Raw genomic sequence first — 11,595 nt, 5'->3', positions numbered from 1 at the left:
GTTGTAGACAAGTCAGTTATATATTTGATGTACTGAGCTTGATACAGATGGTGTGTCTATTTTATTTTAAAGGTAATATTTGATGTCTAAAGTTAAAGGTAACGTTAAGTGGTTCAATGAGTCCAAAGGTTTTGGTTTTATCACTCCAGAAGATGGTAGCAAAGATGTTTTTGTTCACTTCTCTGCGATTTCTGGCGACGGTTTCAAAACCTTAGCAGAAGGCCAAAAAGTTGAATTTGAAATCACTGAAGGCGCGAAAGGTCCATCAGCTGCTAACGTTGTCTCTTTGTAATTAAATACTTAGAAACGAACAGCACTAAACTCGCACTAGCTTTGCTAGCGCGAGTTTTTTTATCGCTAAAATTGATCTAATGATAATTTTCATTGGTGATAAATTAGGTAACTAATAAAAAACCCCAATGTGTAGTAATTCACAATTGGGGTTTCTTTTAATCACTATTTAGACGAAAAGATTAATATTATTTAACTTCTTCGCCTTTTGCTTGTAGATCGGCATGATAGGAAGAGCGTACAAACGGGCCACAGGCTGCGTGAGTGAAGCCCATATCCATCGCTGCCTCTTTCATTTCATCGAACTCAGCAGGGCTCACATAGCGTTTAACGGGTAAGTGGTGGCGGCTTGGCTGCAAGTATTGCCCCAACGTTAACATGGTAACGCCATGACGACGCAGATCACGCATCACTTCAATGATCTCTTCGTTGGTTTCCCCTAAGCCTACCATTAAGCCTGATTTTGTTGGAATTTCAGGGTGAGCTTCTTTGAATTTTTCCAGTAATTTCAGTGACCATTCGTAGTTAGCACCAGGGCGAACTTGGCGGTAAATACGCGGTACGTTTTCAAGGTTGTGGTTAAACACATCCGGTGGCGTAGCGGTGAGAATTTCTAATGCGCGATCCATACGTCCACGGAAGTCAGGCACGAGAGTTTCAATTTTAATGGTCGGGCTTTTTTCACGGATGGCACTGATACAATCAGCAAAGTGCTGGGCACCACCATCACGCAAATCATCACGGTCAACGGAAGTAATAACCACATAACGCAGAGCCATGTCTTTGATGGTTTGCGCTAATTTTTCTGGCTCATTCGCATCAGGGGCATTTGGTCGACCATGGGCAACGTCACAGAATGGGCAACGGCGAGTACAGATAGCACCTAAGATCATAAAGGTGGCAGTTCCGTGGTTAAAACATTCAGAGAGGTTAGGGCAGGAAGCTTCTTCGCAGACTGAGTGCAGGCCATTTTTACGCATTGCGGCTTTAATGCCTTGAATTCGCGTAGAATCAGCTGGCAATCTGATTTTCATCCAGTCAGGTTTACGCAGAATTTCTTCACGTTCCGTCACCACGTTTTTAACAGGGATCAGTGCCATTTTATCGGCGTCACGGTATTTAATTCCACGCTCGATCTGAATTGGTTTACTCATAATGTGCCGGTTCCAGTTATCTGTTTGCCATTAAAATTTTTTTGAAAAATGTTAAAAAATTATAGCATTATTATTGAACAATATGAAATCCAAGTGTGTCACAGAACTGACTAATAAGCACTGGCTGAACATCGTTTAATGTAATGTTTGGCGACAGCGCTCTCACTTGTGTCATTTTCAATTCACTATAACCACAAGGGTTAATGCGATTAAAAGGCTCGAGATCCATATCCACATTCAACGCCAATCCATGGAATGAACAGCCTTTTCGAATACGTAAGCCAAGGGAGCAAATTTTGTCTCCGTTGACATAAACGCCGGGGGCATCAGGGCGCGGATACGCACTGATATTAAAATGGGCGAGGGTATTGACCACGCAAGTTTCTAGGGCGCTAACAAGCTCACGGACACCAATGTGACTGCGTTTTAGATCTATCATCACATACATGACTTGCTGGCCGGGACCATGGTAAGTCACTTGTCCGCCACGATCACTTTGGATCACGGGGATATTTCCCGGCGCGAGAAGGTGTTCGGCTTTGCCAGCTTGCCCTTGGGTAAACACAGAAGGGTGTTGCACCAGCCAAATTTCATCGCAGGTATCAGGAGTACGGGATTCAGTAAATTGGTGCATTGCCTCAGATGTGCTCTCGTAGGGAGCCAGACCTAAGTCGCGGATGATGATGCTATTCTTCGACAAAATACGGTGTCCACAGGCTGTAAAGATGAATGGCAGTATAACGCTGTGAACGCGTTACCACCAGTTTGTCTTGTTATTAACTTGTTATTTTTCAGCTGATATTGCGGATAATAAAAAACCGAGCTTGTGGCTCGGTTTTCTTGTTACTAATTACAGCACAACTTTGACTAACTCTAATGCACCTAACTCAGTGTAGAGCGTTTCAACTTGCTCAATATGAGTGGCGTTAATCGTAATAGAGACAGAATGGTAGTTACCTTTGCTGCTCGGTTTAACGTCTGGTGCATAATCACCTGGAGCATGGCGTTGAACCACTTCAATGACTTGGTCAACTAATTCTGGCTGCGCTAGGCCCATCACTTTGTAGGTCAATGGACATGGGAACTCAAGCAGTTCACCTAATTTCGTTTTCATGGGCACTCCTAAAAATATTGATTAGCGCCTGCATAAAAATTGGCTGGAAGAAAATAGATTTCGCCAGCCAACTCACTATCCCATCAGGGTTTGTATTTCACTACAGGCTTTCAGATACAAACTATATGGGGCTAACTGATTTCAATTTCAAGTATTAACCAAACCAACGATGGAATAATAATTTGATGTAGTCGATTAAACGGCTGAAGAATCCGCCTTCTTCAACATCTTTTAATACCGCTAAAGGACGCTGTTCGATGGTTTTACCGTCTAATTGGAAGCTAATCGTTCCCACTTGTTGACCTTTTTTCAGCGGCGCTTCGATTTCAGTGGTGGTTAATTCGTAGCTTGCTTTTAAGTCTTTTAAACGACCGCGAGGGATAGTGAGGTACAGGTCTTCAACTACGCCTAACTTAATTTCGCTGTCATCGCCAAACCAAACTGGGGCAGTGGCAAACTCGACGCCAGCTTGCAGAGGTTTCACTGTTTCATAGAATCGGAAGCCGTATGTCAGCAATTTTTTGCTTTCTGCATCACGCCCCTTACTGCTTTTTCCACCCATAACGACGGAAATAAGACGCATATCGCCATCTTTTGCGGAGGCAACTAAGTTATAACCTGCTGCATCAGTGTGACCAGTTTTGATCCCATCAACTGCAAGGCTTTTATCCCATAACAGACCATTACGGTTAGTTTGGCGGATATTGTTAAACGTGAATTCTTTTTCTTTATAAATTTCGTATTCTTCCGGTACATCACGGATCAGCGCTTGACCAATCAATGCCATATCACGAGCAGAGCTGTACTGACCCGCAGCATCGAGACCATGTACTGTTTGGAAGTGCGTATTTTGCAGACCCAGTTTATTCACGTAGGTGTTCATCAAGTTAACAAAGTTAGCTTGGTCACCTGCGACATAGTCTGCCATAGCAACACAGGCATCATTACCGGATTGTAAGTTAATACCACGGGTTAGCTGAGAAACACTCACGCGATCTCCGGGTTTTAAGAACATTAATGAAGAGCCTTTGAAAATTGGGTTACCTGTCGCCCATGCATCTTCACCCACGGTGACCATGTCATTCGCGCCAATTTTGCCTGATTTAATGGCTTGACCGATGACATAGCTCGTCATCATTTTGGTCAAGCTAGCAGGGTCGCGGCGCTGATCTGCATTACTTTCGGCAAGCACTTTACCTGAATTGTAATCAATCAAGATATACGCTTCAGCATCGATAGCTGGAGCAGCAGGAACTGAAGTATTTGGAAAAGCTTCATTCGCATTTGCAAAAGTGACAGTAGAAACGATCAGTGCAGAAGCCAGCGCAGTCTGACGCACGATTTGTGGCAGAAAGACATTGCGTGATGAGGAGACATTTTTCATGGTTGTATCATTACATCCAACATTCGGTTAACACAAGAAAGCGCAGTTTAGCAAAAGTTCGAAGGCAGATAAAAGAAGCTCTTGCGCTGTGCAGGTAAATTTACGCTAGTTTATACCCGTTGTACTTTAAGTTGCAGGGGGAGCTATCAATAATTTCCCCCAGCAACGTAAATTATTCGGTTATTGAGTGATTAAGGGGCAACAACCATGGATTGTTGATTGCGCTCAGACTGTAAACGAGATTGTATCTCTACCGCTTGCTGTCTCGTTGTAAAAGGTCCTAATTGAACGCGGTAGATGCCATTGTAAGGCTGTAGGCGACCCGGTACGTTAAACTGATTTTTTAAGTTATCTAACATACTTTGTGCGTTTGCTTTGCTACTGATAGCGCCAGCTTGAACTAAGAAACCACGTTCAGGAACGGATTCTGTCTCAGTGGCTTTCGGTGCAACTTGTGGTTCTGGCTGCTTGATGTTCATATCTGGCATCGTTGGTTGCATAGGTTCCGCAGGCTGTTTTACTGGTAATACGTTGCTTGGCGCTGGGGATTCTTGCATCACCGGTGTACCTAATGGACCTGAACCTAATTGTGGACGATCCGGCAGGGCATAACTTTGTTTAACAAAGTTTGAACCAACAGTTCCTGGCCCTGATAAGCTTCCATCTGGTGCAACTTGGATTGCATCAATTTTAATTTTTGTGGTCGTCATCAGATTTAAGCGATCAGCGACTGCACGGGATACGGCAATACTTTTGCCAGGAGTATAAGGGCCACGGTCATTGATACGAACCACCATCATGCGCCCGTTCATCATGTTGGTAATACGAGCATAACTTGGAATAGGTAATGTAGGGTGAGCTGCAGTTAACTCTACTGGGTTAGCGCGTTCACCAATGGCAGTCAATTGACCGGAAGCTTCTTGACCATAAATTGACGCATAGCCAACTTGGGAGAACTGTGCGGGTTCACGGACAATTTGGTATTGCTTGCCATTACGCTGGTAATCATTATTTGCCGTTGGATGATAAGGCTCATAATGTGGCTCAGCACCCAACACATCTTGTGTAGGGACATTAGTTGGAACTGTTGGCTGCTGCTTAACGTCTTCGTTAATACACCCACTGAGTAATGTGGTTGCCATGGCGAGCATAATCCATTGTAAACGCATACTAAGCCTCATTTTATAAACTCTTAGATAAAAATTTTCTGTGGGTATGGATAGACATGATAATACCGAATCCAGCCATTAAAACAATTAAGGCGGAGCCCCCATAACTCACTAAGGGGAGGGGAACCCCCACAACAGGTAGAATACCACTCACCATACCAATATTAACAAACACATACACAAATAGGATTAGGATTAATCCGCCGACCATCACTCGCCCGAAGGTGTTCTGCGCATTTGCAGCAATGTATAGCCCACGAATAATCAATAGGATATAAAGACCCAATAAGATCAAGACACCAATCAATCCAAGTTCTTCAGCTAATACAGCGAAAATAAAGTCGGTGTGACGTTCAGGTAAGAATTCTAGTTGAGACTGAGTGCCTTCCAACCAGCCTTTACCCATTAAACCGCCAGAACCAATCGCAATTTTAGATTGGATGATGTGATAGCCTTTACCTAGAGGATCACTTTCTGGGTCAAGTAGCATCATGACTCGGGCTCTCTGGTAGTCATGCATTAAGAAGAACCAGAGCATCGGAATAAAGGCGGCAAGCGCGACGGCGGCAACGGCAATTAAACGCCAGCTCATTCCTGCTAAAAATAGGACAAATAGCCCTGATGCGGCGACGAGGATCGAGGTCCCCAAGTCTGGCTGAGCTGCGACCAGCAATGTTGGGACAAAAATAAATACGAGGGCAATACAGGTATTTTTAAATGACGGCGGGCATGAGTCACGGTTCATGAAACGAGCGACCATGAGCGGTACCGCGATTTTCGCAATTTCGGATGGCTGGAACCGTACAAAGCCCAAATCTAGCCAGCGCTGAGCCCCTTTACTGATTTGCCCAAAAACATCAACGAAGACTAAGAGAATAACGCAGAAAATAAACAGGTGTGGCGCGAGGCTTTCATACATGCGAGGTGGAATTTGCGCCATCACGATCATCACGATAAAACCAGAAAAAATTTGTCCTAGTTTTCGTTCCATCATCTCGGGATCTAACCCGCTAGCGCTCCACATAATAAAGGCGCTATAAGCGAGTAAGGCGATGATGATTAATAACATAGGCACATCAATGTGCAGACGTGTTGATAGTGATAATTTTCTCTTATCGTCAGTCATGATTAACGATCTTCCTCTGCACTGGCACCCGTACTTTCGACTTGGGTTTTGTTATCACCTAACAGGACATGGTCAAAGATTTGGCGAACAATATCACCAACTGCTGGGCCTGCACCCCCGTTTTCTAAAATAATAGCAACGGAAATAGTGGGGTTATCATAAGGTGCATAAGCAATCATTAGTTTATGGTCACGTAAATGCTCGGCTAATTTGCTGGCGTTATAGGTTTCATAACTAAATACCTGCGCCGTTCCTGATTTTGCAGCTACTTTATAAGGTGTTCCTACGAAACTACGCTTACCGGTACCATTTGGCGCATTGGCCACACCGTACATACCGGTTTTGGCCAGCTCCCAATATCCAGAATGGATATCGCCAATTTGTCGGGTTTCTTTATCTTCATAAGGTACCATGGCATCGCCAAGTTTGGTTCCATACAGTAAATGAGGCGTTTTGACTTTTCCGTCATTAATCAACGTCATCAAAGCCTTAGACATTTGAATTGGCGTTGATGTCCAATAACCTTGACCAATCCCGACAGGGATGGTGTCCCCTTGGTACCAAGGTTTTTTATAGCGTTTTTGTTTCCATTCGCGGGTTGGCATGATCCCTTGGCGCTCTTCGGAAAGGTCAATACCTGTATATTCACCGTAACCAAATCGGGTCATCCATTCGGAAAGACGGTCAATCCCCATGTCATAAGCGACTTGGTAGAAGAAGGTATCCGCAGATTCAATGATAGACTTGACCACATTCAGCTTACCGTGTCCCCAGCGTTTCCAGTCACGATAGCGTTTTTCTGAGCCAGGGAGTTGCCACCAGCCTGGATCGTAGATTGTGGTGTTTGGCGTAATGACTTTTTCGCTTAATGCTGCGACAGAGATAAAAGGTTTCACCGTCGATGCGGGTGGATATAAGCCCTGAGTAGCGCGGTTGATCAACGGCCTGTTAGGGTTATTTAACAGCTCTTGGTAATCTTTGTTGGAAATTCCGTTCACAAACAAGTTTGAATCGTAACTTGGTGTGGAAACCAAGGCGAGGATCTCACCATTACGCGGGTCTGTAACGACGACAGCAGCACGACTTGTCGTGAGGATTTTCTCAATATAAGTTTGTAATTCAAGGTCGATAGTTAAATAGACATCGCGACCTGCTTGCGGTGGCTGCTCGTGTAATTGGCGGATCACTCGACCACGGCTATTCACTTCAACTTCTTCGTAGCCTGTTTTACCATGTAAGACATCTTCATAGTAACGTTCAATACCTAATTTACCGATATCATGGCTGGCGGCGTAGTTCGGTAGTAACCCTTCTTTATCAAGGCGCTCGACGTCTTTATCATTAATTTTTGCGACGTAGCCGATGACATGGGTTAATGCGGAGCCATACGGGTATGAGCGACGCTGATAACTTTTCACTTCTAAGCCAGGAAAGCGATATTGATTAACGGCAAAGCGGGCAACTTGAACTTCATTTAGCTGGGTTTTCAGCGCGATAGACGTAAAGCGGCGAGAGCGTTTACGCTCTTTTTCAAAGTTGGTGATATCTTCGTCAGTAAGGTCAACAACATCCCGTAGCTTATCGAGTGTTTCCTGTAAGTTATCTACTTTTTCAGGAACAATTTCTAGCTGATAAAACGTGCTATTGAGAGCTAACTGGGTGCCTTTTCGGTCATAAATAATGCCGCGGCTAGGCGCAATAGGCACCAATTTAATGCGGTTATCATTTGAGCGTGTTTGGTAATCGTCATGACGGACTACTTGTAGATGATACAAATTGGTCACGAGGATAGAAGTAAGTATGACAATGACGCCGAAAGCAATTAATGCTCGGCGAATAAACAAAACTGATTCTGCGGTATGGTCGCGAAAAGGGGTGCGTTGTTGTTTCATCCCATTGCCATTGTGTACAAATTAATTCCTAACTATTCCCGATGATATGGGTGATTAGTCGTAATACTCCATGCCCGATAAAGACTTTCGGCAACAAGGACGCGAACTAGCGGATGGGGTAGTGTTAGTGGCGATAGAGACCAACTTTGTTCTGCGGCATCTTTACACGCCGGAGCAAGTCCTTCTGGTCCACCAATTAACAGACTGACATTACGACCATCTTGTTTCCACTTGTCTAACTGCACGGCTAATTTGGGTGTATCCCAACGATCTCCTGGAATATCCAGCGTGACGATACGGTTGCCTTTGCCGACAGCGGCAAGCATCAATTCACCTTCTTTTTCGAGAATGCGTTTGATGTCTGCATTTTTTCCACGTTTTCCTGCGGGGATTTCGGTTAATTCGAAAGGCATATCTTTGGGAAAACGGTGAAGGTAATCCATAAAGCCGGTCTGTACCCAGTCCGGCATTTTAGTTCCGACAGCGATGAGTTGTAATTTCAAACTCAGCTCCAGAGCTTTTCTAGTTCGTACATGCGGCGGCTTTCATCTTGCATGATATGGACGATGGCATCACCAAGGTCGACAACAATCCAGTCTGAAATGCCTTGACCTTCAACACCGAGAGGCATTAAACCGTTTTTACGGCACGCATCAATTAAACGATCAGCCACAGACATCAGGTGACGAGTTGACGTCCCTGTGCAGATGATCATTTGGTCAGTAACACTTGATTTCCCATGGACATCGATCGAAATGATATCTTCCGCTTTCGCATCTTCAAGTTGATCGATAATAAATTGTTGGAGTTCAGTTCCTTGCAAAAGGTTCACCTTTCATTCAAATTGAGAGAATCTCTTGTTAAACACTATTCTTGTTAAAGACTATTCATCATTGTGCTTTCTAGGGGGATCCCCCTAGCAAAGTGCCGCCATTTTACCCCAGATTTTCACAAAAATCGGCTAAATTATTTTTTATTGGCGTAAGTGGGCAATTTATAGGGATATCTTATCCATTGGGCAAGATAATTATCGTAACTTTACAAATAAAATATCCCTATCTCTTACGTATCAATATTCTAGAATAAGCGCTGAGTTGTGCAATTAATTAAATCGAAATTAAGTGAATAAAAGAGAATAAATTATTTGCTGACATTCCTATTTGGTTAATAGAAATAAAATTGCTTATTTTTGATACAAATGTTGCTGTTGAATATAGTGATAAACTGCGCGAGGGAGTAAATCTTCACAAGCCTGACCTTCGCTGAGTTGTTCACGTATTTCAGTCGCTGAAATATTAACCAGTGGTGTATCGCCAATAAAAATCGAACCACAGGGCGTTTGGCTCAATACTTGAGGGTCTTGCACTTGATGCTGTTGCAGCCACTGTTGCATATCTGGATCGGTAAAATGCGTGGCGTAACCGGGTCTCGCACAGACCAGTAAATGGCATTTATCTAATAGCTGAGTCCAGCCATGCCATGTATTAATGGATAACAGGGAATCTTGACCAATGATGAACGCAAGAGGTTGTTCATGACCAAGTTCTTGGCGCAATTCACTGAGCGTTTCGATTGTAAAAGAGGGCGTATTTCGCTGGAGTTCTCGGGTATCAACAGTAAACAGTGGGTTATTTTGAATGGCTAATTTTACCATTTCTAATCGCTGGGTAGGGCTAGCTTCCGGCTGAGGTCGATGAGGTGGAACGTGGTTCGGTAGCAAAATGACTTTTTGCAGCCCCACCTGATTAGCTAATGCTTCAACAGGGCGTAGATGCCCATAATGAATAGGGTCAAAAGTCCCCCCAAATAGCGCTTGTAGACCTTGTGGTTTAGCGTTCATCATTCATTACCATTGATATTAGGTGATTAGCTATCAGTTATTATCGTGGCAGAATAAAATGTTCTGCATCGGTTTTACCACATAACACCATGGAAAGAGACTGCAAATCCGGCCATGAAGAGTGGGAAAAATCCTGCTTAGTGTGAATTTCAGCTTGGGTGAGTAGCATCAACGCCGATTGTAATTGATGTAAGCTCAAACGTTGTAGCGCCTCGCCTAGCAATCCTCGACGGTTTTGCCAAACTTTATGTTGGTCAAATAGCGTTTTTAATGAGGTGGTCGCAGATTGACGCTTTAACGTGATCAGCAACATTAATTCTCGTTGGATAGCCCGTAGTAAAATCACAGGTTCAACATCTTCTTGCTTGAGCTGCTCAAGGATATGCCATGAACGGCGAGGCTTACCCGCTAGGATCGCATCAACCCAATGGTAGGGAGTAAAATGGGCTGAATCATTCACCGCACTTTCGACACGAGGGTAAGTGAGCTTTCCATCTGGATAGAGCAAGGAAAGCCTTTCCAGCGCTTGCGCTAATCCCAATAAATTACCTTCATAGCAATAGCAAAGTAATTGGTTTGCTTCAGTTTCTAATGAAAGCCGCATTTGGCTAGCACGCTTAGAGACCCACTGGGGCAAACGTTGATATTCAGGCGTTAGGCAACTGACATAGATACCATCTTGGCTGATGGCTTTGAACCAAGCACTGTTTTCTTGCGCTTTGGTGAGTTTATGTCCACGTAGAACTAATAGCAGATCGGGGTGAAGTAAACTGGCGAGCTGCGTTAGCTTGTCTGCCATCGCAGCATTCGGACCATTTTCAGGCAAAAATAGGGTGAGCATTTGGCGACTGGCAAACAGACTCAGTGCTTGGCAGAGGCTAAAAATTTCATCCCAATCGGTATTTTGCTCTAAAGCGAAAGTAAAATGCTCTTCAAAACCTTGCTGACGTGCAACTTGGCGAATAGCATCTTGGCTTTCTTGAATAAGAAGGGGCTCGGAGCCCCAAATGAGATAGCGGCCTCTTAGAGACTCTTGTAACGAAGAGGCCAGCTGTTCAGGATAAATGCGTATCATTATTCGGCAACAGGTTTCTCAGCCGCTTGCGCTTTCGCTTTTTCTAACTCAGCACTGTGAACCAGAAGCAGTTTGCGCACAATGTTACGTGCCGCTTGTTGTTGCATCTCTTGCTTCACAATCTCGTTCTCAGCATCTTTTGCGAGCGCTTCTAACGGGTTATCAAAGAAAGTCCGCACAACTTTTGTTTCCAGCGGATAAATAGCGCCATCCGGCATTAACACTTGCGCCTTCATGACCAGCGTCAGTTGTTTCTCTGCTGCTTTACCATCTTGATAAATCGAAACGGTATCGGTGCTTTCTGTTGAACCTACAATTTTCAAAATAGGTACGTCAGCGCGACCAGAATCTAGCAGAGTCACGTTATTGAGTCGCAGCTGTTCCCTGACCGCACGAGTTTGGTAACTGTATGGGTCGCCAGAACTTAACTGTAATGTTTTCAATTCTTCAGGAAGTTGCGTGGTTCCTTGAAGGCGAAAACCGCAACCTGCGGTGACGAGCACCGACAGGCTGAGAAATAGAGTTATCAGATAGCGCACTTGGGCTCCTT

At 44.2% G+C, this 11,595-nt stretch carries 13 protein-coding genes; 1 reads left to right on the top strand and 12 read right to left on the bottom strand.

Annotated features, from left to right (window positions below; translation table 11 throughout):
* Positions 1-82 precede the first annotated feature (82 nt).
* Entirely contained in the window at positions 83-292 is a 210-nt protein-coding gene (gene cspE / locus JK188_RS04240) for a transcription antiterminator/RNA stability regulator CspE (protein ID WP_006662336.1), read from the top strand.
* 187 nt (positions 293-479) lie between these two features.
* Here the strand turns inward: cspE and lipA are convergent, their stop codons facing one another.
* From lipA to lptE, 12 genes are all read right to left on the bottom strand, one after another.
* Positions 480-1,445: a lipoyl synthase gene (gene lipA / locus JK188_RS04235; protein WP_036947707.1), complete on the bottom strand. Its 966-nt coding sequence runs from the start codon at positions 1,443-1,445 to the stop codon at positions 480-482.
* A 70-nt stretch (positions 1,446-1,515) separates the two neighbouring features.
* The gene (gene lipB / locus JK188_RS04230) at positions 1,516-2,079 is read right to left on the bottom strand and encodes a lipoyl(octanoyl) transferase LipB (protein ID WP_230082517.1); all 564 of its coding nucleotides are present in this window, start codon (positions 2,077-2,079) and stop codon (positions 1,516-1,518) included.
* A 216-nt stretch (positions 2,080-2,295) separates the two neighbouring features.
* Positions 2,296-2,559 (bottom strand): DUF493 family protein YbeD, encoded by a 264-nt coding sequence (gene ybeD, locus JK188_RS04225; RefSeq protein ID WP_006662335.1) that lies wholly within the window; start codon positions 2,557-2,559, stop codon positions 2,296-2,298.
* 154 nt (positions 2,560-2,713) lie between these two features.
* Complete coding sequence (gene dacA, locus JK188_RS04220; RefSeq protein WP_036947697.1) at positions 2,714-3,943, bottom strand: D-alanyl-D-alanine carboxypeptidase DacA; 1,230 nt, start codon at positions 3,941-3,943, stop codon at positions 2,714-2,716.
* 191 nt (positions 3,944-4,134) lie between these two features.
* Complete coding sequence (rlpA, locus tag JK188_RS04215; protein WP_211887934.1) at positions 4,135-5,112, bottom strand: endolytic peptidoglycan transglycosylase RlpA; 978 nt, start codon at positions 5,110-5,112, stop codon at positions 4,135-4,137.
* Between the two features lie 13 nt (positions 5,113-5,125).
* Positions 5,126-6,238 (bottom strand): peptidoglycan glycosyltransferase MrdB, encoded by a 1,113-nt coding sequence (gene mrdB, locus JK188_RS04210; RefSeq protein ID WP_036947691.1) that lies wholly within the window; start codon positions 6,236-6,238, stop codon positions 5,126-5,128.
* Between the two features lie 2 nt (positions 6,239-6,240).
* On the bottom strand, positions 6,241-8,130 hold the full coding sequence (mrdA, locus tag JK188_RS04205; RefSeq protein WP_036947689.1) for a peptidoglycan DD-transpeptidase MrdA: 1,890 nt from the start codon (positions 8,128-8,130) through the stop codon (positions 6,241-6,243).
* Positions 8,131-8,162: 32 nt separating this feature from the next.
* Complete coding sequence (gene rlmH / locus JK188_RS04200; RefSeq protein ID WP_006660942.1) at positions 8,163-8,633, bottom strand: 23S rRNA (pseudouridine(1915)-N(3))-methyltransferase RlmH; 471 nt, start codon at positions 8,631-8,633, stop codon at positions 8,163-8,165.
* Positions 8,634-8,635: 2 nt separating this feature from the next.
* Positions 8,636-8,962, bottom strand: a complete 327-nt coding sequence (rsfS, locus tag JK188_RS04195; RefSeq protein WP_080675589.1) for a ribosome silencing factor — start codon at positions 8,960-8,962, stop codon at positions 8,636-8,638.
* A 351-nt stretch (positions 8,963-9,313) separates the two neighbouring features.
* Positions 9,314-9,970 carry a nicotinate-nucleotide adenylyltransferase gene (nadD, locus tag JK188_RS04190; RefSeq protein ID WP_187129818.1) on the bottom strand — a complete coding sequence of 219 codons (657 nt, stop codon included), beginning with the start codon at positions 9,968-9,970 and terminating at the stop codon, positions 9,314-9,316.
* Between the two features lie 40 nt (positions 9,971-10,010).
* On the bottom strand, positions 10,011-11,045 hold the full coding sequence (gene holA, locus JK188_RS04185; RefSeq protein ID WP_211887935.1) for a DNA polymerase III subunit delta: 1,035 nt from the start codon (positions 11,043-11,045) through the stop codon (positions 10,011-10,013).
* A complete protein-coding gene (lptE, locus tag JK188_RS04180) occupies positions 11,045-11,584 on the bottom strand; it encodes an LPS assembly lipoprotein LptE (RefSeq protein ID WP_036947677.1) in 540 nt (179 codons plus the stop codon). Before lptE ends, holA begins: the two co-directional genes overlap by 1 nt.
* Positions 11,585-11,595 lie beyond the last annotated feature (11 nt).

The sequence above is a fragment of the Providencia sp. JGM181 genome, assembly GCF_018257375.1.
In the GTDB taxonomy this organism is placed as follows: Bacteria; Pseudomonadota; Gammaproteobacteria; order Enterobacterales; family Enterobacteriaceae; genus Providencia; species Providencia lanzhouensis.
The sequence above is the reverse complement of the archived record's forward strand: the minus strand, read 5'-3'. Positions and strand labels throughout refer to the sequence as shown.